Raw genomic sequence first — 26,027 nt, 5'->3', positions numbered from 1 at the left:
CCTACCCTCCCTGCATCGGGGCCAGCACCTCAAGCCGGTCACCCGCGGTCAGATGCGTCGCTTCCCTTGCGGGGACCGGGACGAATTGACCATTCAGGGCCGTGGCGATGGCCGCGCTGGTAAAGCCAAGCTCGACAAGGGCCGCGGCAAGGGTTTCGGCGGAAATGTCATGCGGTTTGGCATTCACTGTGATGTGCATCGGAAGTCTCCGGTATGAAATGTCGGGCCACGCGGGCCGCCATGGCCGGGGCCAGCAGGAAGCCGTGGCGGTAAAGCCCGTTCAGGTGCAGGGTGCCGTCGCGTTGAACGAGGCGGGGGAGGTTGTCGGGGAAGGCCGGGCGCAACCCGCTGCCGGTCTCGATCACGCTGGCCTCGGCAAACCCGGGATGGATGGCAAAAGCCGCCCCCAGCAATTCGGACAGCGAGCGCAAGGTGACCGGGCGGGTGGATGAGCTTTCGATCATCGTTGCACCGATCATGAACACCCCCTCACCCCGCGGCACGAGGTAGAGCGGGAAGCGGGGATGCAGGAGGCGGATGGTCCGGGTGATCGTGACCTCGGGACAATGCAGTAATGCCATTTCGCCGCGCACCGGGCGCAGATCGGGCAGCGTCGCGTGGATGCCGGTACAGTCCAGATCAACCCGGTCCGGCGCAGCGGTACCCGGGTTGATGACGACCCCGAGGGCCGTGGCGGCATTGACCAGGTCCTGAAGCGCAAGACGCGGGTCCAGGTGGGCTTCACGCTCGAAGAACAACCCGCGCGAAAACCGGCCAGACAGGTCCGGCTCCAGCCGGTCCACCCCGGTGCCTGCCACCTCGCGAAACCCCGTTGTGCGGCGGGCAAAGCGGGACAACTCCGCGTGGTCACGGGGCGGTGCGACAACCAAGGTGCCGCGGCAGGTGACGGGCGTGATCGCCTCCCACCAGTCCGCCGCGCCCGCGCCGAGGGTGATCACCTCTTCCCCGGCGCTTTCACGTTCGCACCAGGGCGCTAACATACCGCCGGCATAGCGGGCAACGCTGCGGGCACCGATCTCGGGTCCGGCCTCGTAGACCCGTACCGAGGCCCCGGCCCGCGCAAGCTCCAATGCCGAGGCGAGACCGGCAAGACCGGCCCCGGCGATGGTGATCATTCGCCCGGTTCCTTGACCGGCACGTAAAGCTCGCCACCTTCCTGGAACTTGGCGGCCATCGCCTCCATCCCTTCTTTCTGGGCCTCGGCGCGGATGTCATGGCTGATCCGCATGGAGCAGAATTTCGGCCCGCACATGGAGCAGAAATGCGCGACCTTATGGGCCTCTTTCGGCAGGGTCTGATCGTGGAAGTCGCGGGCTGTGTCGGGGTCAAGCGAGAGGTTGAACTGATCCTCCCAGCGGAACTCGAACCGCGCCCGGGAAAGCGCATCGTCGCGGCGTTGTGCGCCGGGCAATCCCTTGGCCAGATCGGCGGCATGGGCCGCGATCTTGTAGGTGATGACCCCGGTTTTCACGTCATCGCGGTCGGGCAGGCCCAGATGTTCCTTGGGGGTGACATAGCAGAGCATCGCGCAGCCGAACCAGCCGATCATCGCCGCGCCGATACCGCTGGTGATGTGGTCGTATCCCGGCGCGATATCGGTGGTGAGCGGCCCGAGCGTGTAAAACGGCGCCTCGTGGCAGCACTCAAGCTGCTTGTCCATGTTCTCCTTGATCTTGTGCATGGCCACATGGCCGGGCCCTTCGATCATGACCTGGCAATCCTTGGCCCAGGCGATCTTGGTCAACTCGCCCAGGGTTTCCAGCTCAGCAAACTGCGCCGCGTCATTGGCATCAGCGATAGAACCGGGACGCAGCCCGTCACCCAGCGAGAAGCTCACGTCATAGGCACGGCAGATGTCGCAGATCTCTTCGAAATGCTCGTAAAGGAAACTTTCACGGTGGTGATGCAAGCACCACTTGGCCATGATCGACCCGCCACGCGACACGATGCCCGTGACCCGATCAACCGTCATCGGCACCATGTGCAAGCGCACGCCCGCGTGGATCGTGAAGTAATCCACCCCCTGTTCAGCCTGTTCGATCAGCGTGTCGCGGAACACCTCCCAGGTCAGGTCCTCGGCAATGCCATTCATCTTTTCCAGCGCCTGGTACATCGGCACCGTCCCGATCGGGACCGGTGAATTGCGAATGATCCATTCGCGGGTGTTGTGGATGTTGCGACCGGTCGAGAGGTCCATCACCGTGTCCGCGCCCCAACGGATCGCCCAGACCATCTTGTCGACCTCTTCCTCCATGCTGGAGGTCACCGCCGAGGTGCCCATATTGGCATTGACCTTCACCAGGAAATTGCGCCCGATGATCATCGGCTCGCTCTCGGGGTGGTTGATGTTGGCGGGGATGATCGCCCGGCCCGCGGCAATCTCTTCACGGACGAATTCCGGCGTCACGTAGTCGGGGATATTTGCGCCGAAATCATTGCCGTCCCGGTGGCAGGGCGCGGTGTCGCGCAGTTGGTTTTCGCGGATCGCCACGAATTCCATCTCCGGCGTGATGATCCCCGCACGGGCATAGGCAAGTTGGGTCGGGGCTGCGCCATGCTTGCCGCGCAGCGGGCGGGGCTTGACGGGAAATTCGGGGGTCAGCCGATCCCCCTGGACAAACCCGTTATCGGCGGCAGTGATTTCGCGCCCCTCGTACTCCGTGACATCACCGCGGGCCTTGATCCACTCACGGCGCAGCGCGGGCAGACCCTGACGGATATCGGTCAGCATATCGGGGTCAGTGTAAGGACCCGAGCTGTCATAGACCGGCAATGGAGGCTCGCCCGCAGTGGGGTGGGTCGAAATCGTGCGCATTGGCACGCGGATATCGTCATGCAATTCGCCCGCGACATAGATCTTGCGCGAGGCGGGCAGTTCGCCGGTGGTAATCTTTGGGTTTGGTACGTTCATTTTGGCGCTCCTCAAGCTCAGGTCTCAAAAAGACACCAGATGATTTTTGGGAGGAGGCGAAGGCGAAACATACCCTCTGTTCGGGTCGCACGGGCCAGATGCAGCAAGGCGACCTTAGCTTCCTACGCCAGTGTCAACTGGGTCAGGTTCAAAGGGTCGCTTCACCGGGTTTTCACCCTATCAGCCTCTCAGTCCCTTGGGTGGGACTCCCCTGCATAGGTCTGAGGTAAATCGGATTTGCGCGTTTGTAAAGTCCGGGTGAGCGGTCAATTGCGCAGCGGCGGCGCATTCGGTTACAGCCCGTAAATCCAACTATTGGTGGTCGCGGAAACCCGCCGCATGTCAGCTCTTTGGAGATTGATCAATAAGGGCTTGCAACACCGCTTTTGCACTGTCCGAGCTCCAATCCGCTTCACCAGTCAACCGGCCGATTTCCTGACCCTCGGGGTTGAGGATCACGGTGACCGGCAGGCCGAAAACGCCCATTTCACGGGCGACGGCGCTTTTGGGATCGCGGTGCAGCGGCAGATTGTCAATGCCGCGCTCTTCGAAGAACTTGGTCATCGCGGGCGGCGGATTGCGGGATGTGGCAAGCGTCACCACCGCGAAGCCATCCCCGCCAAGGTCGGCCTGCAATTCCGACAGCATCGGCATCTCGATCTTGCACGGCCCACACCATACCGCCCAGAAGTTCAGCAAGATGACCTTGCCCTTCAGGTCCGCCAGCGTGGCGTCGCTGCCGTCTTCGTGGATGAAGGTGGCCTGGCTCACCTCTTTCGGAGCGGCATGCAGGTTCAGCTTCTTCATGTCGCCGGTGCGCAGCGCGGCAATATCCGACATATCCGCCAAGGCGCCATTTGCACCAAGCGCGAGGGCCATATAAAGGACGAGCGACGCGAAGAATTTCATTTTCCCTCCGAAGGGCAGAACATGACTGACAAGACCTCGAACCAGATGTGGGGCGGCCGCTTTGCCGCCGGGCCGGACGCGATCATGGAGGCGATCAATGCCTCGATCGGGTTCGATCAGCGGATGGCGGCGCAGGATATTGCCGGCTCAAGGGCCCATGCCGCCATGCTGGCCGCCACGGGCATCGTAAGTGATAGTGACGCCGAGGCGATGAGGGAAGGCCTGCTCACGGTCTTGTCAGAGATCGAAGGCGGAAGTTTCAACTTTTCCACCGCTCTCGAAGACATCCACATGAATGTCGAGGCGCGGCTCAAAGAGATGATCGGCGAGCCTGCGGGGAGGCTGCATACAGGCCGCAGCCGCAACGACCAGGTCGCCACCGATTTCAAACTCTGGGTCCGCGACCAGCTCGACGCCGTGGATGGTGCATTGCAGGCCCTGATGAAGGCACTGCTCACGCAGGCCGAGGGGGGTGCGGATTGGGTCATGCCCGGCTTCACCCACCTGCAAACCGCGCAGCCCGTGACCTGGGGTCACCACATGATGGCCTATGTGGAGATGTTCGGCCGCGATCTGTCGCGCATCCGCGACGCCCGCGCGCGGATGAATGAATGCCCCCTGGGTGCCGCGGCTCTGGCCGGGACGTCCTTTCCGATCGACCGGGATATGACCGCCAACGACCTGGGTTTTGACCGGCCCGCGGCCAATTCGCTCGACGCGGTCAGTGATCGTGACTTTGCGCTCGAATTCCTGTCGGCGGCCAGCATCTGCGCCATGCACCTGTCCCGCATGGCCGAAGAGCTGGTCATCTGGTCCTCGGCGCAGTTCCGGTTCGTGACGCTGTCCGACCGGTTCTCCACCGGCTCGTCAATCATGCCGCAGAAGAAGAACCCCGACGCGGCGGAGCTGATCCGGGCCAAGATCGGGCGGATCTTCGGGGCCAATGTGGCGCTGATGACCGTCATGAAGGGCCTGCCGCTGGCCTATTCCAAGGACATGCAGGAGGACAAGGAACAGGTCTTTGACGCCGCTGATAACCTGATGCTGGCGCTCGCGGCGATGGAAGGCATGGTGCGGGACATGTCGGCCAATCGCGAGAGCCTAGAGGCCGCGGCGGGCAGCGGGTTTTCCACCGCAACAGACCTCGCCGACTGGCTTGTGCGGGTGGCGGGCATGCCCTTCCGGGAGGCCCACCACGTCACCGGCAGCCTCGTCGCCATGGCCGAGAAAGACGGTATCGACCTGCCCGATCTCAGCCTTGAGCAGATGCAATCCGTGCATTCCGCGATCACCGATGATATATTCGCCGTACTGGGCGTGCATAATTCTGTGGCCTCCCGCGTAAGTTACGGCGGCACGGCCCCGGTGCAGGTCCGCGCCCAGATCGCGCGTTGGAAGAAGGTGTTGGTATGAGAATTGCTGTTGTTTTGACGATCCTGAGCCTTGTCGCCGCCTGTGGTGCCGACGGCCCGCCGATCCGCCCCTCGGTGACGACAACCGTGGGCGTCGGCAGCAGCGGCACCCATGCCCATACCCATGTTTCGGCAACACGCGGAAAATGGACCCTGGGGGTTGGTCTGGGGCTGTGAGGTGGCTGTTCCTGGCGCTGGCCATCTGGGGCGCCATCCATCCGATGTATTATTTCCTGAGCTGGTTCAACGCCAACGGTTATGACCTTTGGGCCATGGTCGATGCGTGGCATGCCAACGATGCGGCGAGCGGGCTGGTCTGGGACCTGACGATTGCTGCGGTGGCACTCACGGTCTGGGTGATCTGGGAGAGCATCAGCCGCCGAAACTGGCTTGGTCTTCTGGCGATCCCCGCAACTTTCTGCATCGGCGTAAGCTGCGGCTTGCCGCTCTATCTCTTCTTGCGGATGAGGCCCCAGTCAACGCCCGCCACGTAACCCCGTCTTTCGCGCGACGTTCAAGCAGAAAATCATTTCAGACTTCTCCCCATCGCGCTAGCGCGCGCAGACGCCGGTGAAGCGGATCCTGCCGGACGCATCGCGCGTGATCTCGAGGTTTTGCACCCGTTCATTGTTGTTGCACACCGTTCCGGCATTCAATCCCGCCCGCAACTCTTCATTGGTCCAACCGGCCCCGGCTGTCCCATAGACCTCTGCGCCGCGGCGATTTACCTCCATGCTGCTCGCCGATCCCTGATGAACCGGCTCGGGCTCGCCTCCACATCCGGCCACGACACCAACCGTGGCAATTGCAACAAGCACTCTGCGCATCTCGATTTCCCCTAATTCCTTGACTTTCTCCATCATGTCTATCCCGCCCCGGCGCAAAGTCCACTGCAAATGATTGCAAACGCCGCGCGCTTTGCTATGACGCTGTGGTTGGATTTCGGGGGGCGTGGCTCATGGATCATTTTCTGTATCGAGATGGCGCGCTTTATGCCGAGGATGTTGCCATCGCCGATATCGCGGCAGAGGTCGGCACGCCCTTCTACGTCTATTCCACCGCCACCCTGACCCGTCATTTCCGCCTTTTTGACGAGGCGCTCGATGGCATGCCGCATCTGGTCTGCTACGCGATGAAAGCGGCCAGCAATCAGGCGATCCTGAAAACGCTGGCCGGTCTTGGGGCGGGGATGGATGTGGTCTCGGGCGGGGAATATGCCCGTGCGATTGCAGCGGGCGTACCCGGTGAGCGGATCGTTTTCTCCGGCGTCGGCAAGACACGCGACGAGATGCGACAGGCCCTTATCGGTGGCATCCGCCAGTTCAACGTCGAAAGCGAGCCGGAAATGGCTGCGCTCAATGCCGTGGCGCTGGAGCTTGGCACTGTGGCGCCGATCACCGTGCGGGTAAACCCGGATGTGGATGCCAAGACACATGCCAAGATCGCCACCGGCAAATCCGAGAACAAGTTCGGCATCCCGATTGCCCGGGCTCGCGACGTCTATGCCCATGCGGCCACGCTCAAGGGGCTGAAAGTCATCGGTATCGACGTCCATATCGGCAGTCAGCTCACCGAGCTGGAACCCTTCCGCCTCGCCTATGAAAAGGTCGGCGAATTGACCGAAGCCCTGCGCGCCGACGGTCATGAGATCACGCGGCTTGATCTGGGGGGCGGCCTGGGCATTCCCTATACCCGCTCGAACGAAGCACCGCCGCTCCCGACGGAATACGGCGCGCTTATCAAGGAGACGCTTGGCCATCTGGGTTGCGAGATCGAGATCGAGCCGGGACGTCTGGTGGCGGGCAATGCCGGTTTGATGGTGACCAAGGTCATTTACGTGAAATCCGGGGAGGACCGGCAATTCCTGATCCTGGATGGCGCGATGAATGACCTTATTCGCCCGGCGATGTACGAGGCGCACCACGACATTGTCCCGGTGATTGAGCCCGCGCCCGGAACCGAGCAGACCCCCTATGACATAGTCGGCCCGGTCTGTGAAAGTGGCGATACCTTTGCCAAGGGGCGCCTGATGCCGCCGGTTTCTGAGGGCGATCTGGTCGCATTTCGCAGTGCCGGGGCCTATGGCGCGGTCATGTCGAGCGAATACAACACCCGACCGCTGATCCCCGAAGTTCTGGTGCATGAGCATCAATTTGCCGTCATCCGGCCGCGTCCGACCTTTGACGAAATGATAAATCGCGATACCATCCCTGAGTGGCTGTGATGCAATCATTGCATCTCGCCCCCATATGGTACGGTAGATGGCACGCCAGAATAACGCCCTGACCCCGGTTTTGCACCGGCTTCGCAGGCCCCTGACCCTCACCTGGGCGGGGTTGATCGCGGAACGTATTGTTCGCGCGTTCTGGCCACTCTGGTCATTGGTAGCCGCATTCGCAGGCGCGATGATGCTGGGCCTGCACGAGGTGCTTTCCTTCGAGATTCTGTGGAGCGTGATCGTTCTGGCGTTGATCGCGGTGGTCGCTGCGTCGGTCATCGGCGTCCGGCAGTTCAACTGGCCCCGCCGATCCGAGGCGATGGCGCGCATGGACGCGGCCCTGCCCGGGCATCCGCTGGCCGCGTTAGCAGATAGCCAGGCCATCGGCGCCGACGATCCCGCGTCCGAGGCCCTGTGGCAGGCGCATCAGAAACGCATGGCGGAGCGGGCCGCCACCGCCAAGGCGGTCGAACCCGACCTCAAGCTCTCGAACCGCGACCCGTTTGGCTTGCGCTACGTGGCGCTTCTGGGCCTCGTTGTGGCGCTGCTCTTCGGCTCGATCTGGCGGGTGGGATCGGTCGGTCAGATGGGCGCGGGCCCCGGTGCCGCGCTGGCTTCTGGCCCGGCCTGGGAAGGCTGGGTTGAGCCACCAAGTTACACCGGCCTGCCGAGCCTTTACCTAAGCGACATCGACACCCGTATCACCGCCCCCGAAGGCAGCCGCATCACCATACGCCTTTACGGTGAGGTGGGGGCGCTGTCGGTGTCCGAGACGGTCTCGAACCGTACCGACGGGTTGGGCGCCGCCACGGACCCAAGCCAGAGCTTCGACATTGTGCAGGACGGGGACCTGACCATTGATGGCCCGGGCGGACGGAGCTGGAAAGTATCCGCTGTCAGAGATGTGCCACCACGGGTCGAGTTGATGCCAGAAGGCGCGCGCACGAATTATGACGGGCAGATGAGCCAACCCTTCCGCGCCATCGACGATTACGCGGTGGTGAGCGGCACGGCGAGTTTCACCCTGCACCTTCCCCATGTGGCCCGCGATCACGGGTTGCGCATCGACCCCGAGGCGCGCGAGCCCATCGTGCTGGACCTGCCGATGCCGATCGCGGGCAACCGGGCGGTCTTTTCCGAGACGCTGATCGAAAACCTGTCGGAACACCCTTGGGCGCATCTGCCGGTGACGATGCAGATGACCGTCGTGGATGCCAAGGGTCAGGTCGGCACAAGCGAGATCATCGAACTTGATCTGCCCGCGCGGCGTTTCTTTGACCCGCTGGCCGCGGCCATTATTGAACAACGCCGCGATCTCTTGTGGTCCAAGGGAAATGGCCCGCGGGTGTCGCAGGTTCTCAAGGCGATCTCATACAACCCCGAACCCGGGCTTTTCCGCAAGGACAGCGCCTATCTCAAGATGCGGGTAATCATCAGCGATCTGGACAAGAAAGTGCGCGCGGCCAGCCTCAACGACGAGGCCCGTGACGAGATCGCGCAGGCGATGTGGGATCTGGCGCTGCTTCTGGAAGATGGTGATATCGGTGATGCGCTGGAGCGGATGCGCGCGGCGCAGGATCGCCTGAACGAGGCGATGAAAAACGGCGCCAGCAATGAAGAGATTGCGCGTTTGATGCAGGAATTGCGCGATGCCACGCAAGACTACCTGCGCCAGAAGTCGCAACAGGCACAGCGTGACAACAACACCGATCAGCGTGGTCAGACGCCGCAGGACTTCATGGAGATGTCGCAGGACGACATCAACGACATGATGGAGCGGATTCAGGAATTGATGGAACAGGGCCGCTTTGCCGAGGCGCAGCAGGCGTTGGAAGAATTCCAGGAAATGATGGAGAACATGCAGGTCACCGAAGGCGCGGGCGGCAATTCGCCGGGTCGGGAGGCGATGGAAGGTCTTGCCGATACGCTGCGGCAGCAGCAGGGCCTGTCGGACCAGGCGTTCCGCGACCTGCAGGAACAGTTCAACCCGGGCGCGCAGGCCGGTGAGTCCCAGGGCAACCAGGGCCGCAACGGTGGTCAGGGTCAGGGTCAGAGCCACGAGGGTCAGAATGGTCAGGGCGAAGGCCAGGGCACGCAGCAGGGGCGCGAGGGTACGCCGCAACAGGGCGGGCAAGGGTCATTGGCCGACCGGCAGGAGGCGCTGCGCCGGGAGCTGGAGCGTCAGCGCGGCAACCTGCCCGGGATGGGCGGCGAGGCCGGTGAAAACGCCCGTCGGTCGCTTGAGCGTGCAGACGATGCCATGCGCGGTGCCGAACAGGCGCTCCGAGATCAGGACCTCGCGGGCGCGCTCGACAATCAATCCGAAGCGATGGATGCCCTGCGCGATGGTATGAAGAACATGGGTGAGGCGCTGGCCCAGGAACAAAATCCAAACGGTCAGGGCGAAGCGTTCAGCCAGTTGGGCGAGTCGGGTTCCGATCCCCTGGGCCGCAACAATGGCAACGGCTCGCAGACAGGGGGAGACCAACGGGGTCTTCCGGATCAGGATGTATATGGCCGCGCCCGCGAGTTGCTCGATGAAATCCGTCGCCGCACGGGAGAAAGCGCCCGCCCCGAGATCGAGCGGAACTACCTTCAACGCTTGCTGGACCGTTTCTAACACCGAGGTCGATGGATCGGCACAGCCCCTTCGGACCGCTACTTGCCAAGGCATGCAGGCCGGGTGGTCAATTCTTGCCGCAAGCACCGGGTCCGGTCGTCTGGCGCAGGCCCCTCATGGCAAGTGCCACCAGAAACACCGGCATGAAGACCAGGGTGATGTTTGCCTTGAATGCAACGCGCGGCGTCATGAAGCCTATTTCAAAATATATCTTGTAGACGCAGTAAACCCAGATCAGCAGCAACAGGAACCATACTGCGACGGAAAGAGGTTTCACATTCAGGCCCGGGCGGGAACGCGGCCACGCGACGTCTTTCATCCTCTTCCACCATCATGAACTCACTGTACCGGACCACCAACCGCGTCAAGCTCGGACTCGCGGGAGGCAAGGCCCGACGCACACTAAAGACCACTTATGTGTCAGTTGCATGAAAGCCGTTGCGGAGGGTGGTCACCCCTGCCTGCAGACCGGCTTGTTTTTCCCGCCGATTCCCTTCAGCACTTCCGCGGCGGCGGCCAGCAGGATCAGCAGAGCGCCGCCCGCCTGCATCGCGCCGAAGGGTTCATCGAGCAGAAGGACCCCCGACAGAACGCCGGACAGGATTTCAGCGGTGAGCAGAAAGGAGATCGTGGCAGGCGGCAGGCGTTGCGCGCTCCAAAGCGTCAAGACCATGATCGGCATCACATAGACCAGCCCGGCGACCGCGCCGACGCCTGACCCGATCAAGGTCGCCTGTCCAGAGAACACCGTGCCTTTGCCCAGCAGAATGAACCCCACGCCGATGGCCGTGGCGCACAGGCAGGTGACCAGTGTCAGGGAGGCCGCCGATGAACGCCCACCGGCGAAAATGAGCGCCGCCCCCCCGGCCCAGGCCATCCCGGAAAGGACCGCCAGAAAATCGCCGATGCCCAGCCCGGAAAGGCTCAGATCCCCGCCGAGGACAAGCCAGGCCCCCAGCAAGGAGGCCGCAATGGTCAGGGTCGATGTCCAATGCCATCCACGGCCCATAAAGGCCCATTCGATAATCTTGCTCCATCCCGGGGCAAGGTAGAAGAGGAGGATCACGCGGACCACATCCGACATGGTGATCGCCACCGAATAGGTCGATACAGCCACGCCGACGAGGGCCGCGCCCAGAATGCCGTTGAGGCCAAGCCGGAAGGAAACACGTGTAACCACCACCCAGAGGACCGCAAAGAGCGCCGCGCCCCCGTTCATCGCTACGCCGCCCCAGGCGCCGTCCATGCCCAATGTTCCCAGATATCGGATCGGAATCCACCAGATGCCCCAAAGCGCCGCCGACAGAAAGGCCAGGACCACGGGTGTCATCGGCCTTTCAGCTAGTGTCATCATAGGCCGAGCGCCTGCCTGCGCTCTTCCGCGAAGCCCTGCACCAGCCGGTCCGCGACGAGCGCAAGGATGGCCATGGCGGCACCCGAAGCGATACCGAGGCCCACATCGGCCTGCGCCAACGCGCCATAGATCGACTGTCCAAGACCTGTGGTGCCGATTAGGGCGGCGATCACGAGCATGGCAAAGGCGTAGAGGATCGTCTGGTTCAGCCCCAGAAGGATGGTCGGCGCCGCATAGGGCGCGCGTACCTCAACCATGGTCTGCCATTCCGTTGCGCCCGACGACACGGCGGCTTCGATCATCTCATCGGGTGTGTTGATAAGCCCATGGCGGGTATAACGGATCATCGGCACGATCGCGTAAAGGCAGATGGCCAGGAAGGCCGAGAATTCGCCGATCTGGAAGAACATCAGGACCGGGATCAGGAAGACGAAAAGCGGGATGGTTTGCAGCATGTCGCAAATGGGCAGAACAAAGCGCCAGGCCAGAGGGCTCACCGCGCAGAGCAGGCCGATCGCGCCGCCCACTACCGCGCAGGTCAGGACCGATGCGCCCGACATGTAAAGCGAGAGCATCGCGCGTTCCCAGAGCCCGCTGAAGAGGATCAACGCCAGCATCACGACGGCGAAAATCGCGAGTTTGCGCCCGCCCGACACCCAGCCGATGGCGCCTGCGCCCACCAGCACGAAGGGCCAGGGAAGCTCGGCCACGCCGGTCTCGACAATGCCGACAAGGATCACCAACGTGATCCCGAGCGTCGCGCGCCCGCGCATCGCCAGAAGCAGGCCAACCGCCGCAGCCACCGCGTAAAGCGCAACGCTCATGCCCTTGGTCCAGGCAAAGCCCCAGGTAAAGGGGAGCACCGCGCCGTCGAGGCCAATTTTGAGCGGCAGGAGGCCATAGAACATCGCACCGTTTTTCAGCCCGTCGAGCCCCGCGCCGTTGTCCTTGAGGAAGGCGGTCAGACCGGTATCGAGCCAGTTCGACACCGGATCCAGCAACGCGATCTCGGACGGATCGGGCAGCGACCGCCAGGTGGCCACGGACAAGATGACGCCGGTCATGGCAATCGCGACCGCGACGCGCAGGCTATACCGCACCCGGTCGGAGGCCAGTTTGCTACTGTAGCGGTCGATGATCATCGCGAAGATCACGATCACCATGCCCGCCATCAGGCTTGGCCCGAAATAGGCCTTGCGCATGGTCAGGAGCACTTCCCAGCCGATATCCTTGAACCCGCCAATGACGGCGGCGATGATGACCATCGACAGTGCGGCCATCAGGCACTGATTCACACCGACCATGATCTGCGTCTTGGCGGAGGGGATTTCGATCAGGAAAAGTTGCTGCAACCGGGTGCCGCCGGACATGATCGCGGCTTCCTTGATGTCGCTCTCGACCCGCTCCAGCCCCAGGATCACATTGCGCGCCATGGGTGGTGCTGCATAGATCGCGCTGGCGATCAGACCGACCACCGGACCGAAGCCAAAGAGGAACAGAAGCGGCGTCAGATAGGCGAATGTCGGCACCGTCTGCATCACGTCGAGCACAGTCTGGATCGCGGACTTGAAGCGGGGGAACTCATTGGCCAGAATGCCGATCAACCCGCCGCTTAGCAGGGCCAGGGGAACCGACACCGCCACCAGCGCCAGCGTCGCCATCCCTTCGAGCCAGTATCCCGTGGAGAGCACGAAGCCGAGCCCGACAAAACCCAGCGCCGCCATCCAGAACCCGCCGATGAACCACCCGACCGCCGTCACCAGCCCGATCAGGAGCGGCCAGGGCATCCCGGTGAAAAGCGTATTGGCCCAGGCCATCGGGTAGGCCAGCAGCGCGGAGATGCCCCGCATCGCCGGTTTGATGAGGTCAAGAAACCACGACAGCCCCGCGCCGATCCATTCCGCCGCGGGCAGGGTCCAGGCATCGGGGAATTTCACCAGCCAGGGCGCAACAGGCTCCAGCGCGATGCAGATGGCCCCGGTGATGAGCGCGATCAGCGCCGCGATGGCCCCGGTGCTGAGCGCGATACCGCCGCGGCTGGCGGGCATGTCGCTATCGGCCATCATGCCTCTTCGGCCTGCAAGGCGGCGGCCAGGGCGGCGGGATCGACCACGCCGATCATCTTGCCGTCATCGCCCCAGACAGGCACCGGGTCATAGAGCGAGATGCATTTGGCAAGCGCCGCTTCAAGCGTCATGTTCTGCCGCAGGCCGGGATCGTCGGGCGTCTTGTCATCGGCGGTGCTGGCGCGCATGACCGATGCCACTTTAGCGTGCCGCCCCTTGACCACGTCCTTGGAAAACTCGGCCACGTAGTCATCGACCGGTTTTAGGACGATTTCCGTGGGTGTGCCGATCTGCACGATCTTGCCGTCGCGCATAATGGCGATCCGGTCGGCGATCTTGAGCGCCTCGGCAATGTCATGGGTGATGAAGACGATGGATTTTTGCAACGTTGCCTGAATGTTGATGAACTCGTCCTGCAATTGCCGCCGGATGAGGGGATCAAGCGCGGAAAACGGCTCGTCCAGGAACCAGATATCGGGGTTCACGGCGAGCGAGCGGGCAATACCGACGCGCTGTCGCTGCCCGCCGGACATTTCGCGCGGGAAACTGTCCTCGCGGCCCTTGAGGCCCACGAGGTCGATCACCTCAAGCGCACGTTTGGTTCGGTCAGCTTTGTTCTGTCCCTGCATCTTGAGCGGGAAGGCGACGTTTTCGGTCACGGTCATATGCGGGAAAAGGCCGAAATGCTGGAACACCATGCCGAGCTTGCGGCGTCTGAGCTCGATCAGCCGGGCCTTGGAGGCGTCGACAAGGTTTTCGCCCTCAATCAGGATTTCACCGCCGGTCGCCTGCAAAAGCTGCGAGATGCAGCGGACGATCGTGGACTTGCCCGAACCCGACAGGCCCATGATGACAAAAAGCTCGCCGGGATGGACATCAAAAGTCGCATCCTGCACGGCGGGGATCAGCCCCTGATCGCGCAGAATACGGGCAGCGGCATCACTGTCACCGCCGGTGCTCGCCAAGGCGTCGGCCAGTTTCTGCTTCGCGCCCTGGCCAAAGACCTGCCAGACATTCCGGCAGGAGATGGCGGGTTGAATATCGGCGGTTTCTGTCGTCATCAGGTTCCCCATTCCTGGTTGCGGGCGAAACCGCCCACGCGCATGACACGCGCCCCGGACCTGATCCGGGGCCTCCTGCCATCACGCGGAGGCCCCGGCACGGTGGCCGGGGCGCGGGTCTTTTTCAGTTTTAGTTGGTGGCCGCGTCGACGACGGGTTTCCATGTTGCTTCATTGGCCGCCATCCATTCGGCCACGGCATCCTCGACAGACATGCCGTCAACATCGACCTTGCCCATCAGGGGCTGCTGATCCTCGACCGAAAGCTGGTAATTGGTCAGGATTTCCGCAGCGGCCGGCCATTTGTCGGCCATACCCGACCAGGACGCTTTGAAGATGCGCGAAGGCGCGAAATCGCAGTCATTGACCGCATTCGGGTTCGGGCCCCATGCCGGATCTTCGAAACAGGCGGCCTCGCCCACGGGCAGGTCCACGAATTTCACGTCATAGGCCGACATCGCCCAATGCGGTTGCCAGAAGGTGATGAGCAGCGGCGATTTCTTGTCGGTCGACGCGCGCAACTCGGCAATCAACGCCCCTTCGGACCCCGCAGGCACGGCCTTGAACGGCAGTTCCAGACCGGTCATGCGGTCCGCGCCGGGCGTTCCCCAATCCGCCGGGTAATCGACCAGACGGCCCGCGGGCAACGTCTCGGCGGTGGCGAAGTTCTGCGCGCAGTCTTTCAGCGCCTCCCAGGCGGGCAGACCCGGGCACATCTCTTCGACATGGGCGGGGTATGCGATACCCTCCTTGGCATCGAGGCCCAGATCACCCAGCTCGGTCACGCCACCGGCCTCGACCTGCTTGGCGTATTCGTCGCTCACGTTAGATGACCAGATTTCCATCGCGCCGTGGATCTCACCATCGGCCATGGCCTGGTACATGTTCATGTAACCGGCGGTCACGTACTCGACCTGATAGCCCGCTTTCTTGAGCATCTCACCCGCGATGTGGGTGCTGACATGCTGTCCGGTCCATTCGTTGACGGCCAGCTTGATCGGCTCGTCCACCGCCCCCATATCAGCCGCATTGGCCATTCCTGCTGCGCAGGCGAGCGCCACAGCCAAACTTGTCGATTTCATATTGGTTTCTCCCTGGTGTTTTTATTGACTGGTGAGTCAATATAACCTTAGCGCGCGAAGCGCAACAGATTTGGTCACGAACGCCGCCGCGACGCGCAGTCTGGCAAAACCCTTGCGGAAAATCAAACAGGTGCTGCCTTAGCGAGGCGAACCAGACCCAACCAGCAGGCGCCCGTAGGCAAGCGAAAAGCCCAGAAAACCGAGGCACCAGAGCCCACCGGACAACATGTGCAAGTCCTGGGCAATGCCCGGGCTGAAGCCCGCGATCAGCCGCAACAGAACCGCGGCGATCAACGCAACATAGAGCACCGTGGTCCCCGGCCCGGCGGTGAGTGCCTGGCCGGTATGGCCCAACGTGGCGCGCGTCATGACGGCCAGTGTCATCACCCCGATAGCACCAGCCATCCAAAGATGTTGACCGCTCGCCGGGTCGATCCGATCCGGCCAAAGCAGTGCCAGCCCCAGGATCACCGCCCCGAGGGGGACAAAGCCATACCCCGCATGCAGGGACCAGATCAGTGGCTCAGACGCCCCGTGCAGCCCGCACCAACGAGAGAGGCGAATGGCCTGCACGACCCCCATTACGATCAGTGCCGGACCTGTCACCGCCGACCACGGTGCCAGCACCCAGGCGATAAGTGCCGCAAGAGTGACTGCAAGGGCGAGCTTGTCAAAGAGCATCATCGGAGGTGCCGGGCGCGCCACCTTTCCCGTTTTCTCTAGCCAGTTGCGGGTAAAGGTCGGGATGATCCGCCCGCCGATCAGGCTTATCATCATCACCGCTGCCGCGAGCATCAGGCGAAAACCTTCGCTGCGCGCGGCAGCCTCACCCTGCGCCGCCTGCCAGTGAAAAAGCCCGGCCCCGGCGATGAGCATCAGCAACATCCCCACGACCACGAGGTTGCGCCAGTTTCCGGCGGTGACGATCTCTCGGGTCACGATCGTAACCAGCATGACAAGCGACGACAGGTCGACCAGAACGACAAACCAAAACGGCAGAAGCGCCGAAAAGGAGACCGCGGCGCGCCCCGCGACCCAAAGCAGCACCATCAGGCCCAGATGCCACCCCGCAAGCGGCGGGCGGCCGGTCCAATTGGGCACCGCGGTCAGGAGAAATCCGGAAACGACGGCCCCCAGATAGCCGAAGATGAACGCATGTGCATGCCAATCCACCGGCGCGAAGACCATCGGCAGCGTGATGCGCCCGGCCAACATGCCGACCCACAGCACCATCGCCAGCGCCGCCCAGAGCGCCCCCAGCAGGAAGAATGGTCGAAAACCGAACGAAAGAAATACCACGCGGCCGCGCGCCCCTGCTGCGGAGGTCCGACCGTCAGCCATCTGCCACCTGGGTGCGGATGTGGGACAGAACGCTGCCGTCCTCCGCACAGGTAAACCGCACCTTAGTTGTTCCGAAACGGAAGGTGACGCGAAAACGGCCCGCGTCCTCCCCTTCACCCTTCTCGAATGTGCTGGTAATCCGGCCCTCGCGCATCAACTGCGGAACCTCTGCCGGCGCGCACCCGATCAACGGTGCCAGGTCGCCGGCATCGACCGTTATCTTGTCTCCCGATACGTCGAGCTTCATGTCGCCCGCCCCGGTCCGGTGCGACGACGGTACAAGACTGATGGCATGTTGGTTCCTACGCGGTCCATGATCCGGCAATACGCCACCCGATGATCGCCATAAATGACCAAAATCAATTTGCGACCCTTGGCCGCGACCACGGCGATGCTTGCGTCCATGAACCACCTGGGATTAGGTGATCGCGATCACTTGCCAACCACGAAAGCCCCGCAATGCCCAATCCGCAGAAGATCGTCGTCATCGGGGCTGGCATCAACGGCGTTTCCACCGCCATCTGGCTGCGTCGGGCCGGGCATGAGGTCACGCTGCTGGACAAGGATGGGCCCGGCGCGGGGGCGTCCTTCGGTAATGCCGGGTTGCTGGCGCAATGGGCGATCATCCCGGTAAATACGCCAGGCCTGATGAAGACCGGGCTGAAATACCTGCTCGATCCGAAATCACCGCTTTTTCTGCAATGGAGCTACGCGCCGCGCCTGATGCCCTGGTTGGTCAAGTTCATGTCCCACGCGACCGAAGACCGCGCACGCAAGATGATCGACGGGCTGATCCCGATGGTGACCGACAGCCTGAGCCAGCATCAGGCGCTGACGCGCGGCACCAGTGCGGCGGATTTCGTGGCGCTCAGCGATTTCAGCTATGCCTATGAGACCCGGGCGGCGTTCGAGGCCGACAGCTATGGCTGGAACTTCCGGCGCGAGGCAGGCATGGCTCCGGAGTTGATCGAAGGCCCCGCCGTGCAGGACGCCGAACCGATCCTCGGCCCACGGATCAAATGCCTGGCCGTGACGCGGGGTCATGGCCATATCCTCAACCCCGGGGGCTATGTTGAGGCGCTGACACAAGTGTTGATCGAAGAGGGCGGCGCATTCCGGCAGGCGGAGGTCAGGGACATGACCCTGACCGGCGGTCGCATCACCAGTGTCGAGACCACGCAAGGAAGCCTGCCCTGCGATCATGCGGTGCTGGCGGCGGGCATCTGGTCAAAACCGCTGATGCGCAAACTGGGGCTGAAGGTGTCGATGGAGGCCGAGCGGGGCCATCACCTTCATCTCAAGAACCCCTCGCAGATGCCCAATAATCCCATCATGATCACAACCGGGAAATTTGGCTTCACACCGATGAATGACGGGCTGCGCTGCGCCGGAACGGTCGAGCTTGGCAGCATCGAGAAAGGCCCGTCGCGCAAACCGCTTGAGCTGATCCGATACCACCTAGGGCGGTCCTGTCCCGACCTCACCTTTGACAGCGCCGAGGAATGGCTGGGCTTCAGGCCATCGACCCCCGACAGCCTGCCCTTGGTCGGCGAAATTGGTCAGACCGGCGTTCACGCGGCCTTCGGGCATCAGCATATCGGCCTGACCGCAGGCCCGAAAACCGGCAGGCTTGTCGCCGACATGATCGACGGAAGGCGCCCGAACATTGACATGGCACCTTATGACGCCAATCGGAGGTTCTGACTCCTAAGGGCCGTGCCGCCTACAAGCGGATCAGCGGCACCCTTTGAGCGTTTTCTGTATCACGGGCGATCCCTTAGCCAGCTCATCGGTGACATCCATCTTCCAACATGGCGTGTTCAGGGTACCCGAGACGTTCTTGACCGGCTTGCCGTTCAACTCCGGGAATTTCGACAGGTAATTCGCCTGTTCTGCACCCCAACGGTCATAGATCTTGGTCGTTTGGGTGAAGTTATTGGCATAGAAAGATCCAAGGTAGTAAACCTCGCCCGCCGCCAGATTGACGCTCTTGGTCTGGCGGTCGGTTGCCCTGCCCCGCCGCATTCTGAAGCCCCAGTTGGTGATCGCATAGGCGCCGGGCTTGACGGAAATCGCATTCAGTTCATAGGCCTTGTTCTTTCCGACGACGAGGTCAGCACTTCCGGGGCCACCGCGACGGTCCGTCATCGAGCGCAGCGTGTAGCTTTCACCTGCGCCGGAAAGGACGGCAAAGGCCTGCCCGGATTGGAAGGCCCATCCTTCGCCAACCGTCATCAGGACCGTGGCGCTTTCTTCATCCGCAAAGCTCGGCGTTTTGGCAGCTTGATCCGCCGTCGATGAAACGCACCCGGCCAGGGCCGCGATGAGCGGCACGATAAGCACATTCTTGAACATGGGAAATCTCCGGTAGTTTATGCGTCTTCTAGGTCGCGTGCCGAAGCCGGTCAAGGCAGCGCCGGTATCCCTGCGGCGGCGCACGAGGGTGCAACTTGCAATCAGTCCATCAGCCCCGCACCGGAAGGCAGATCGCCAAGAAACTCGACGCCCTCCGGCGCGGTCGTTGCCATCGCGTCGTAACTGCGTCCTTGCTGCAAGAGCCCGTCTTGAAGGACAGCGACCAGCGATGCGGGCGGGCCGATGACATATGCCACGCCCTCTCTGAGCTTCAGCTCTCCCAGACCCGGCTGCACGCCGATGCCCAGGGCCTCGAACCGGCGGCCGGGCGCAATCAGGAGGACCGCGGAACCTTGTGCTGCGGCAGCCATGTCCGACAGCGCCCCAACGGGGACGCCCGTGACACCGACATTGAGCGATGACGCCCCCGTCGCCCCGTTCGAGAGAACCCATGCCTCGCGCGCGGAGTGCGCGACCGGCCCCATGGCAACGATCACAAGGCGATCCACACCGGATGTTTCAAGCAATGTCTCCAGACGCCGCGCTGCCAGACGCATGTTGCCGGAACTGCGGTTTCTGGGTTGGATGATCTCGAACCCGGCCTCGCGCAGAGGTATGGCAAAATCGGTGGCGGTCACGGTGGTCTCGGCGCGCATCGTCTCGACCTGGCCGATATCCCCGAGGATCAGCGCAACATCCGCCGCCTGAACCGGCAGGGCCATGAGCAGGCCCGCGATGAACGACACGACCCGCATGATCCCTCCCGGACTGGTTCGTCAATCGTAGCTGCGTTGATCTTCTATCACTTTGCCGTCGTTGGGAAGGCTGCCGCGCGCAACGACCTCGATCCGGCCCTTGAGCTTCAGCGCCTCGACGACCGATTTGGCATAGCCTTCCGGCGCGCCGCCATCGGCTTCGATCTGTACGGTCATCACGTCGGATTCGCCCTCGCGGCTGGCGATGACGCGTGCGCGGGTCACTTCGTCATGGCGGGCAACCAGCGCCGCGACTTGCTCGGGGCGAACGAACATGCCCTTGATTTTGGTGGTCTGGTCGGCGCGACCCATCCAGCCCTTGATGCGCAGGTTGGTGCGGCCGCAAGGGCTGTCGCCTTCCATCAGCGCGCTGAGGTCGCCGGTGGCGAAACGGATGAGCGGGTAATCCGGGTTCAGCGTCGTGACAACGACCTCGCCCACCTCGCCGGGCGCGACCGGATCGCCGGTGCCGGGGGTTACGATCTCGACGATCACGCCCTCATCGACGATCAAGCCTTCCATCGCGGGGGATTCGTAGGCGATGTTGCCCAGATCGGCGGTGGCATAACTTTGCAGGCAAGAGATGCCGCGATCGGCATATTCCTGACGCAGTGACGGGAAGAGCGCGCCGCCCCCGACCGCCGCCTTGGTGATGTTGAGCGTCACACCCATCTCATCCGCCTTGTCGAGGATGATCTTGAGGTAATCGGGCGTCCCGGCATAGGCGGTCGAGCCGATATCCGCCGCGGCGCGCACCTGAAGCTCGGTCTGACCGGTACCCGCGGGCAAAACCGTCGCCCCAACCGCCCGCGCGCCGTTTTCAAAGATCATGCCCGCCGGGGTCAGGTGATAGCCAAAGCAATTCTGCACGATATCGTCCGCCCCCACGCCGCAGGCATGCAGGAAGCGCCCCATCCGCCACCAGTCATGACTGTCCCCACCCGGCTCGTAGATCGGCCCCGGCGATTGAAACACATGCGCAAACCCATTCGCCGGTCGCGTGGTCAGCCCACCGAAAGGCGCAGCTTCACCTTGCGCGCGACCCATATCAGATTTGCGCAAGACCGGCAGCGCCGCCAGGTCTTCGATGCTTCGGATGCTGTCGGGCGAGACGTCTGCGAGCGTCTGACCATAGCCGGAAAGGCCCTGCGCGCGTATGATCTGCGCGGGCAAATCCTGGGCAATCGCGTCGGCACGGGCATCGGCGCTGCGGGTTTCTAGATCATCAAAATACTGGGACATCGGCCATCCTTTGCCTGTCTGCGGGGGCGCGACAGGTTGACATGTTGATTTGGGTCACCGGCTCGGGCAGTAAATTGCATACATTTGCATACCGCGCGAACTCCTGAGAGATTTCATGGAGAATTTGAGTATGACGGACCAGCACAGCACGACCGCGATCAGCGATGCCGACCTTGATCGCCGCATAGCCTTTCATGACGCGTTGCAGGCCATGGAGGCCGATTTTTCGGATTTTCATTTCGACAGTTCCGAGATCGTGAACCGGATGTATGACCGGCTCGAGGCGCGCATTGCCGCGACCGGTGAGGAAAAATGGTTCTTTCTGGTCAATCTCAACGGCACCCGCATCGACCCGGTCGCCTGGACCGCCTATTCCCGGCGCGGCAAGGCGCTCAACATGGCGCATTCCATGGGCTCGGTGCGTTTTGATGCCTCCGACGTGACCCGTCGACAGATCGAGCGGGCCGCCAATACCGAGGCGTTCGATCCCAACCTCTTTTCCGACCGCGACGCGGCCATCGCCCGCATCCGCGAAATCCCGTCGACCCGGCGCAAAAAGCTGGTGCTTGAGCGCAATTACGAATTGTCGGATTTTGTCCGCCGCGTGAAGTTTGACGAGGCCCGCGTGATCATGGACGTGGATTTCTCGCACTTTACGTTCAACCATTCGCGCGATGTGAACGATTTCTACGACTACCTCGAAGAGCGCATCAAGGAGAGCGACCGGCGCTGGTTTTTCCTCGTGAACATGAACGGCTGCCAAATCCTGCCCGGCGCGTGGATCCAATACGCCCATCGCGGCAAACGCCTGAACGAGGCCGGATCGCTTGGCTCGGTCCGCTACGCGGCGGGATCCGAGACCGAAGCCGACATCCGCCTTCGGGCCGAATCCGCCGGCTTCCGCCCCAACATCCGCAACACCCGCGAAGAGGCGCTGGAGTTGATCGAGGAAATGCGGGCGAAGCTGACGCAAGGCTAACGTCATCTGCTCACGCGCCTCCCTCTGGGACTTTGGTTAGCTCAGACAAGGATCGGGTCGTCCCAATCCCCGCTCCTTCGTCGTAGAGGTGAAGTGTAACTTCTGCTCTTTCGGCCATGCCCCACGCCACGGCCTCGGACACCGAAATGTTGGCGCGCTCAGCATAGGTCAGTTGATACTCACAATCCTTCCGCGCCTGATCCGAATCCGGGCATCCATTGTCCTGCCAGGCGTTTTCCATAACCGCGTTGACTGTCTGCCACCGGTATTTCCGGGACCTCCTGTCGACAATATTCACAATCATCAGCTCAGCCACCGCTTCCGGCGGCGGTAGCTGCGCACATCCCGGAAGCTCTTGCGCCCTTCGTCGGACATACCGAGGTAAAATTCCTTCACATCCGGGTTCTCGCGCAGGTCCGAAGCGAGACCATCCATCACCACGCGGCCCGACTCCAGGATGTACCCGTAATGGGCAAACCTGAGCGCGACATTGGTGTTCTGCTCCGCCAGAAGGAAGGTATACCCTTCCTCCTCGTTGAGCGATTTCACGATCCCGAAAATCTGCTCCACAAGCTGCGGCGCGAGCCCCATCGACGGCTCATCCAGAAGGATCGTCTCGGGCCGGCTCATCAAGGCGCGGCCAATGGCGACCATCTGCTGTTCCCCGCCCGAGGTATAGCCCGCCTGGCTCTTGCGCCGCTCTTTCAGGCGCGGGAAATAGTCGTAGACCATGTTCAGATCAGCGTCGATCTCACCCCGGCTCGACCCACGTGTATAGGCCCCGGTCAGGAGGTTTTCCTCAACGGTCAGGTGTTCGAAACAGTGGCGGCCTTCCATCACCTGGATGACACCTTTGCGGACCAGATCCGACGGCACCAGATCCTGCACCCGCTCCCCGCGATAGGTGATCGAACCCTTGGTGACCTCTCCACGCTCGGATTTCAACAGGTTGGAAATCGCCTTGAGCGTCGTCGTCTTGCCCGCGCCATTACCGCCGAGCAGCGCCGTAATGCCGCCTTTCGGCACCTTGAGGCTCACGCCCTTCAGCACGAGGATCACATGATTATAGATCACCTCGATATTGTTGACTTCCAGCAGGGCGTCCTTGGGGTCTTCGGTGATATCCAGCATGGTTCAGCTCCGTTACGATCCGCGCGTCCCCCGGGGACCCGCACCCTGTTTTCATCTTGCCAAAAATACTCAAATTCCCCGGCCGCGACCCGCGCCGCGACCGGGTATCATCACTGGATCAGCAACCCGGCTCGATGCCGTTTTCCGACGCGAAGGCGGCGCTGTCTTCTTCAACCAGCGGCTGGATCACGTCCTGATCGGATTGGTAGTACTCGGTGATCAGCTTGAACTCACCGGCGGCCGCATCCCATTGCGACACGGCGCCAAAACCGTTGCCGCCGTGGTTTTCACAGCTCACCTTGAATTCGGGGCCGAAGTTCGGCAGGCCGATGGCCTCCATCTTGGCTTCGGTCATCTCCAGGGCTTCCATCCCGTCGCGCATTTGCTGCGAGGTGATGTCGGAAACACCGTGGATTTCCTGCGCGGTCTTGATCGCCTCTGAGGCCAGCATCGCCGCATACATGCCACGGTTATATAGCACCGTGCCCACCTGATCGCCGGCGCCAGCGGCCTTGCCTGCATCCACGACGTACTGCTGAATATCGGCATAGACCGGGTAGTCGGACCCAAGGTTGTGGAAGGTCAGTGCCTTGTAACCATTGGCCTTGTCACCCGCGGCTTTCACGTCGTTTTCCGACCCGGACCACCAGATACCGATGAAGTTTTCCATCGGGAAGCGGATGTTGACGGCCTCCTGGATGGCCACCTGGTTCATCACGCCCCAGCCCCACATCAGGACATTGTCAGGCTTCTCGCGGCGGATTTGCAGCCATTGTGATTTCTGTTCCTGGCCGGGGTGGTCAACGGGCAGCAAGCTCAGCTCGAACCCATGTTTCTTCGACAGCTCTTCCAGCGTACGGATCGGCTCCTTGCCATAGGCGGAGTTGTGATAGACCAGCGCGATTTTCTTGCCACTGATGTCGCCACCATTCTGCTCAAGAATATGGCTGACCGCGAGGCTGGCACCGTCCCAATAGTTGGCCGGGTAGTTGAAGACATATTTAAACACCGCACCATTCTTGGCTGAAGTCCGGCCATAGCCCATGGTGTGAAGCGGGATGCCGTCAGCGGTCGCTTTCGGGATCAACTGATAGGTGATGCCCGTCGACAGCGGCTGATAGACAAGCGCGCCTTCGCCCTTGGTCGCCTCATAGCATTCAACACCTTTCTCGGTGTTATAGCCGGTCTCGCATTCGACGATATTGATCTTCTCGCCGCCGATGCCGCCATCGCGCTCATTGAGCAGCGTGAAGTAATCCTGATACCCGTCCGAGAACGGAATACCGTTCGCCGCATAAGGCCCGGTCCGATAGCTCGTATCGACGATGGTCAGGTCGGCCAGTGCCGGACCTGTTGCCACCATGGCCGCCACGGCGGCTGTGATTAGTGTTTTCTTCATCGGGTTAATTCCTCCCTTGGTTTTGTCCGATGTTACGCGGGGCGGACCTCGGCCCGCCGCACCTCTCTCAATGCCCCTCAGTGCGGGAAGGGCCAAAGCCTCAGTTTCTCCTTCGCCACGCGCCAAAGCTGTGCCAACCCGTGCGGCTCGGCAATCAGGAAGATGACAATCAACGCGCCGACGATCATGAACTCCAGATGCGCCGCCAAGTCCGTGGGCCAGCCCAGCGTCCCCACCAACACGTTCTTCAACAGCACCGGCAGCAGCACGAGGAAGGCCGCCCCGGCAAAGCTGCCAAAGATCGACCCCAGCCCGCCGATGATGATCATAAAGAGCACCAGGAACGATTTGGTGATGCCAAAGACCTCGCCTACCTCGACGGCGCCCAGGTAGACCGCGAAGAAGAGCGCGCCCGCGATGCCCACGAAGAAACCGGAGGCCGCAAAGGCACTCAGCTTGGCCTTGAGCGGGTTGACCCCGATGATCTCGGCCGCGATGTCCATATCCCGGATCGCCATCCATTTCCGCCCGGTCATCCCGCGCGTCAGGTTGCGGGCAATGATCGCGCTGGCAAAGGTAAAAATAAGGCAGAAGAGATAGGCCGCCCAGGGTGCCGTCTGCGCACCGGTGACCGCGATGCCAAAGATCGTCCGCTCCGGCGCGTTGATCTGCCCCGAGGCGGAGTAGTTGTAGAACCAGCTTACCTTGTTGAAGAGCCAGACGAGGAAGAACTGCGCCGCTAGCGTCGCCACGGCGAGGTAAAACCCTTTGATCCTGAGGCTCGGTAATCCGAACACCACGCAAACCGCCGCGGTAATCCCGCCCGACAGGATGATGTGAATGAAAATGCTGACCTCGGGAAACCCGGTCATGAGCTTGTAGCAGGCATAGGCCCCCACGGCCATGAACCCGCCGGTGCCAAGCGAGACCTGCCCGCAATACCCGGTGAGGATATTCAACCCAATCGCCGCAATCGCATAGATCAGGAACGGCAGGAAAACCGCATTGACCCAATAGTCATTGATGATGAACGGCACGATCGCAAAAGCTGCGAAGAGCACGACATAATACCGATACCGGTCGAACTTGATCGGAAAGGTCTGGTTGTCATCCACATAGGATGTCTTGAAGTCACCGGCTTCACGATAAAACATCTCAGATCACTCCCGAAT

General features: G+C 62.2%; 25 protein-coding genes and 1 riboswitch. Of the genes, 7 read left to right on the top strand and 18 right to left on the bottom strand.

Annotation, left to right across the window (positions count from 1 at the left end):
* Position 1: 1 nt before the first annotated feature.
* The 4 genes from thiS to RBB29_RS00165 all read right to left on the bottom strand — a co-directional run bounded on the left by thiS (position 2) and on the right by RBB29_RS00165 (position 3,841).
* Positions 2-199, bottom strand: coding sequence for a sulfur carrier protein ThiS (gene thiS, locus RBB29_RS00180; RefSeq protein WP_306113133.1), 198 nt, complete (start codon positions 197-199; stop codon positions 2-4).
* Positions 168-1,136: an FAD-dependent oxidoreductase gene (locus RBB29_RS00175; RefSeq protein ID WP_306113132.1), complete on the bottom strand. Its 969-nt coding sequence runs from the start codon at positions 1,134-1,136 to the stop codon at positions 168-170. The genes thiS and RBB29_RS00175 overlap by 32 nt, the downstream gene beginning before the upstream one ends.
* Positions 1,133-2,932, bottom strand: a complete 1,800-nt coding sequence (gene thiC, locus RBB29_RS00170) for a phosphomethylpyrimidine synthase ThiC (protein ID WP_306113131.1) — start codon at positions 2,930-2,932, stop codon at positions 1,133-1,135. The genes RBB29_RS00175 and thiC overlap by 4 nt, the downstream gene beginning before the upstream one ends.
* 102 nt (positions 2,933-3,034) lie before the next feature.
* A riboswitch (TPP riboswitch) is annotated at positions 3,035-3,155 on the bottom strand.
* 119 nt (positions 3,156-3,274) lie between these two features.
* On the bottom strand, positions 3,275-3,841 hold the full coding sequence (locus RBB29_RS00165) for a TlpA disulfide reductase family protein (RefSeq protein WP_306113130.1): 567 nt from the start codon (positions 3,839-3,841) through the stop codon (positions 3,275-3,277).
* Between the two features lie 21 nt (positions 3,842-3,862).
* On the opposite strand from RBB29_RS00165, the gene argH reads away from it, so the two are divergent.
* From argH to RBB29_RS00150, 3 genes are read left to right on the top strand one after another with little or no spacing between them, the layout of a single operon-like run.
* Positions 3,863-5,254, top strand: coding sequence for an argininosuccinate lyase (argH, locus tag RBB29_RS00160; protein WP_306113129.1), 1,392 nt, complete (start codon positions 3,863-3,865; stop codon positions 5,252-5,254).
* On the top strand, positions 5,251-5,430 hold the full coding sequence (locus tag RBB29_RS00155; RefSeq protein ID WP_306113128.1) for a hypothetical protein: 180 nt from the start codon (positions 5,251-5,253) through the stop codon (positions 5,428-5,430). Before argH ends, RBB29_RS00155 begins: the two co-directional genes overlap by 4 nt.
* A complete protein-coding gene (locus RBB29_RS00150; RefSeq protein ID WP_306113127.1) occupies positions 5,427-5,747 on the top strand; it encodes a DUF2834 domain-containing protein in 321 nt (106 codons plus the stop codon). The genes RBB29_RS00155 and RBB29_RS00150 overlap by 4 nt, the downstream gene beginning before the upstream one ends.
* A gap of 57 nt (positions 5,748-5,804) precedes the next feature.
* Here the strand turns inward: RBB29_RS00150 and RBB29_RS00145 are convergent, their stop codons facing one another.
* Complete coding sequence (locus tag RBB29_RS00145) at positions 5,805-6,116, bottom strand: hypothetical protein (RefSeq protein WP_306113126.1); 312 nt, start codon at positions 6,114-6,116, stop codon at positions 5,805-5,807.
* Between the two features lie 95 nt (positions 6,117-6,211).
* On the opposite strand from RBB29_RS00145, the gene lysA reads away from it, so the two are divergent.
* Positions 6,212-7,477, top strand: coding sequence for a diaminopimelate decarboxylase (lysA, locus tag RBB29_RS00140; RefSeq protein WP_306113125.1), 1,266 nt, complete (start codon positions 6,212-6,214; stop codon positions 7,475-7,477).
* Between the two features lie 37 nt (positions 7,478-7,514).
* The gene (locus RBB29_RS00135; RefSeq protein WP_306113124.1) at positions 7,515-10,091 is read left to right on the top strand and encodes a TIGR02302 family protein; all 2,577 of its coding nucleotides are present in this window, start codon (positions 7,515-7,517) and stop codon (positions 10,089-10,091) included.
* A gap of 67 nt (positions 10,092-10,158) precedes the next feature.
* On the opposite strand, the gene RBB29_RS00130 is transcribed toward RBB29_RS00135, so the two are convergent.
* The 7 genes from RBB29_RS00130 to RBB29_RS00100 all read right to left on the bottom strand — a co-directional run bounded on the left by RBB29_RS00130 (position 10,159) and on the right by RBB29_RS00100 (position 17,241).
* Positions 10,159-10,410: a hypothetical protein gene (locus RBB29_RS00130; RefSeq protein WP_306113123.1), complete on the bottom strand. Its 252-nt coding sequence runs from the start codon at positions 10,408-10,410 to the stop codon at positions 10,159-10,161.
* A gap of 132 nt (positions 10,411-10,542) precedes the next feature.
* Positions 10,543-11,421 carry a DMT family transporter gene (locus RBB29_RS00125; protein ID WP_306121081.1) on the bottom strand — a complete coding sequence of 293 codons (879 nt, stop codon included), beginning with the start codon at positions 11,419-11,421 and terminating at the stop codon, positions 10,543-10,545.
* 20 nt (positions 11,422-11,441) lie between these two features.
* Positions 11,442-13,511 (bottom strand): proline/glycine betaine ABC transporter permease, encoded by a 2,070-nt coding sequence (locus RBB29_RS00120; RefSeq protein WP_306113121.1) that lies wholly within the window; start codon positions 13,509-13,511, stop codon positions 11,442-11,444.
* A complete protein-coding gene (locus tag RBB29_RS00115) occupies positions 13,508-14,572 on the bottom strand; it encodes a glycine betaine/L-proline ABC transporter ATP-binding protein (protein ID WP_306113120.1) in 1,065 nt (354 codons plus the stop codon). The genes RBB29_RS00120 and RBB29_RS00115 overlap by 4 nt, the downstream gene beginning before the upstream one ends.
* A 130-nt stretch (positions 14,573-14,702) precedes the next feature.
* Positions 14,703-15,653 (bottom strand): ABC transporter substrate-binding protein, encoded by a 951-nt coding sequence (locus tag RBB29_RS00110; protein ID WP_306113119.1) that lies wholly within the window; start codon positions 15,651-15,653, stop codon positions 14,703-14,705.
* Positions 15,654-15,791: 138 nt separating this feature from the next.
* The gene (locus RBB29_RS00105; protein WP_306121080.1) at positions 15,792-16,952 is read right to left on the bottom strand and encodes an NnrS family protein; all 1,161 of its coding nucleotides are present in this window, start codon (positions 16,950-16,952) and stop codon (positions 15,792-15,794) included.
* 34 nt (positions 16,953-16,986) lie between these two features.
* Entirely contained in the window at positions 16,987-17,241 is a 255-nt protein-coding gene (locus tag RBB29_RS00100; protein ID WP_306113117.1) for a DUF6522 family protein, read from the bottom strand.
* A 212-nt stretch (positions 17,242-17,453) separates the two neighbouring features.
* Here RBB29_RS00100 and RBB29_RS00095 point away from each other — a divergent pair, with 212 nt between their 5' ends.
* Positions 17,454-18,698, top strand: coding sequence for an FAD-binding oxidoreductase (locus RBB29_RS00095; RefSeq protein WP_306113116.1), 1,245 nt, complete (start codon positions 17,454-17,456; stop codon positions 18,696-18,698).
* Between the two features lie 30 nt (positions 18,699-18,728).
* Here the strand turns inward: RBB29_RS00095 and RBB29_RS00090 are convergent, their stop codons facing one another.
* The 3 genes from RBB29_RS00090 to RBB29_RS00080 all read right to left on the bottom strand — a co-directional run bounded on the left by RBB29_RS00090 (position 18,729) and on the right by RBB29_RS00080 (position 21,346).
* Positions 18,729-19,349 (bottom strand): hypothetical protein, encoded by a 621-nt coding sequence (locus RBB29_RS00090; RefSeq protein WP_306113115.1) that lies wholly within the window; start codon positions 19,347-19,349, stop codon positions 18,729-18,731.
* 101 nt (positions 19,350-19,450) lie between these two features.
* On the bottom strand, positions 19,451-20,104 hold the full coding sequence (locus RBB29_RS00085; protein WP_306113114.1) for a hypothetical protein: 654 nt from the start codon (positions 20,102-20,104) through the stop codon (positions 19,451-19,453).
* A gap of 21 nt (positions 20,105-20,125) precedes the next feature.
* On the bottom strand, positions 20,126-21,346 hold the full coding sequence (locus RBB29_RS00080) for a phenylacetate--CoA ligase family protein (protein ID WP_306113113.1): 1,221 nt from the start codon (positions 21,344-21,346) through the stop codon (positions 20,126-20,128).
* Between the two features lie 130 nt (positions 21,347-21,476).
* Here RBB29_RS00080 and RBB29_RS00075 point away from each other — a divergent pair, with 130 nt between their 5' ends.
* Complete coding sequence (locus tag RBB29_RS00075; RefSeq protein WP_306113112.1) at positions 21,477-22,325, top strand: hypothetical protein; 849 nt, start codon at positions 21,477-21,479, stop codon at positions 22,323-22,325.
* Positions 22,326-22,628: 303 nt separating this feature from the next.
* Here the strand turns inward: RBB29_RS00075 and RBB29_RS00070 are convergent, their stop codons facing one another.
* The 3 genes from RBB29_RS00070 to RBB29_RS00060 form a co-directional block, all read right to left on the bottom strand.
* Positions 22,629-23,456, bottom strand: coding sequence for an ABC transporter ATP-binding protein (locus RBB29_RS00070; RefSeq protein WP_306113111.1), 828 nt, complete (start codon positions 23,454-23,456; stop codon positions 22,629-22,631).
* Between the two features lie 118 nt (positions 23,457-23,574).
* Positions 23,575-24,855, bottom strand: coding sequence for an ABC transporter substrate-binding protein (locus RBB29_RS00065; protein ID WP_306113110.1), 1,281 nt, complete (start codon positions 24,853-24,855; stop codon positions 23,575-23,577).
* 77 nt (positions 24,856-24,932) lie between these two features.
* Complete coding sequence (locus RBB29_RS00060) at positions 24,933-26,009, bottom strand: branched-chain amino acid ABC transporter permease (protein ID WP_306113109.1); 1,077 nt, start codon at positions 26,007-26,009, stop codon at positions 24,933-24,935.
* Positions 26,010-26,027 lie beyond the last annotated feature (18 nt).

The sequence above is a fragment of the Roseovarius sp. MMSF_3359 genome, assembly GCF_030733385.1.
GTDB lineage: Bacteria > Pseudomonadota > Alphaproteobacteria > Rhodobacterales > Rhodobacteraceae > Roseovarius.
The sequence above is the reverse complement of the archived record's forward strand: the minus strand, read 5'-3'. Positions and strand labels throughout refer to the sequence as shown.

Coding starts and splice junctions, on each gene's coding strand:
- thiS (WP_306113133.1), bottom strand. CDS start 199: ATGCACATCACAGTGAATGCCAAACCGCATGACATTTCCGCCGAAACC.
- RBB29_RS00175 (WP_306113132.1), bottom strand. CDS start 1,136: ATGATCACCATCGCCGGGGCCGGTCTTGCCGGTCTCGCCTCGGCATTG.
- thiC (WP_306113131.1), bottom strand. CDS start 2,932: ATGAACGTACCAAACCCAAAGATTACCACCGGCGAACTGCCCGCCTCG.
- RBB29_RS00165 (WP_306113130.1), bottom strand. CDS start 3,841: ATGAAATTCTTCGCGTCGCTCGTCCTTTATATGGCCCTCGCGCTTGGT.
- argH (WP_306113129.1), top strand. CDS start 3,863: ATGACTGACAAGACCTCGAACCAGATGTGGGGCGGCCGCTTTGCCGCC.
- RBB29_RS00155 (WP_306113128.1), top strand. CDS start 5,251: ATGAGAATTGCTGTTGTTTTGACGATCCTGAGCCTTGTCGCCGCCTGT.
- RBB29_RS00145 (WP_306113126.1), bottom strand. CDS start 6,116: ATGATGGAGAAAGTCAAGGAATTAGGGGAAATCGAGATGCGCAGAGTG.
- lysA (WP_306113125.1), top strand. CDS start 6,212: ATGGATCATTTTCTGTATCGAGATGGCGCGCTTTATGCCGAGGATGTT.
- RBB29_RS00135 (WP_306113124.1), top strand. CDS start 7,515: ATGGCACGCCAGAATAACGCCCTGACCCCGGTTTTGCACCGGCTTCGC.
- RBB29_RS00130 (WP_306113123.1), bottom strand. CDS start 10,410: ATGAAAGACGTCGCGTGGCCGCGTTCCCGCCCGGGCCTGAATGTGAAA.
- RBB29_RS00125 (WP_306121081.1), bottom strand. CDS start 11,421: ATGACACCCGTGGTCCTGGCCTTTCTGTCGGCGGCGCTTTGGGGCATC.
- RBB29_RS00120 (WP_306113121.1), bottom strand. CDS start 13,511: ATGATGGCCGATAGCGACATGCCCGCCAGCCGCGGCGGTATCGCGCTC.
- RBB29_RS00115 (WP_306113120.1), bottom strand. CDS start 14,572: ATGACGACAGAAACCGCCGATATTCAACCCGCCATCTCCTGCCGGAAT.
- RBB29_RS00110 (WP_306113119.1), bottom strand. CDS start 15,653: ATGAAATCGACAAGTTTGGCTGTGGCGCTCGCCTGCGCAGCAGGAATG.
- RBB29_RS00100 (WP_306113117.1), bottom strand. CDS start 17,241: ATGAAGCTCGACGTATCGGGAGACAAGATAACGGTCGATGCCGGCGAC.
- RBB29_RS00095 (WP_306113116.1), top strand. CDS start 17,454: ATGCCCAATCCGCAGAAGATCGTCGTCATCGGGGCTGGCATCAACGGC.
- RBB29_RS00090 (WP_306113115.1), bottom strand. CDS start 19,349: ATGTTCAAGAATGTGCTTATCGTGCCGCTCATCGCGGCCCTGGCCGGG.
- RBB29_RS00085 (WP_306113114.1), bottom strand. CDS start 20,104: ATGCGGGTCGTGTCGTTCATCGCGGGCCTGCTCATGGCCCTGCCGGTT.
- RBB29_RS00080 (WP_306113113.1), bottom strand. CDS start 21,346: ATGTCCCAGTATTTTGATGATCTAGAAACCCGCAGCGCCGATGCCCGT.
- RBB29_RS00075 (WP_306113112.1), top strand. CDS start 21,477: ATGACGGACCAGCACAGCACGACCGCGATCAGCGATGCCGACCTTGAT.
- RBB29_RS00070 (WP_306113111.1), bottom strand. CDS start 23,456: ATGCTGGATATCACCGAAGACCCCAAGGACGCCCTGCTGGAAGTCAAC.
- RBB29_RS00065 (WP_306113110.1), bottom strand. CDS start 24,855: ATGAAGAAAACACTAATCACAGCCGCCGTGGCGGCCATGGTGGCAACA.
- RBB29_RS00060 (WP_306113109.1), bottom strand. CDS start 26,009: ATGTTTTATCGTGAAGCCGGTGACTTCAAGACATCCTATGTGGATGAC.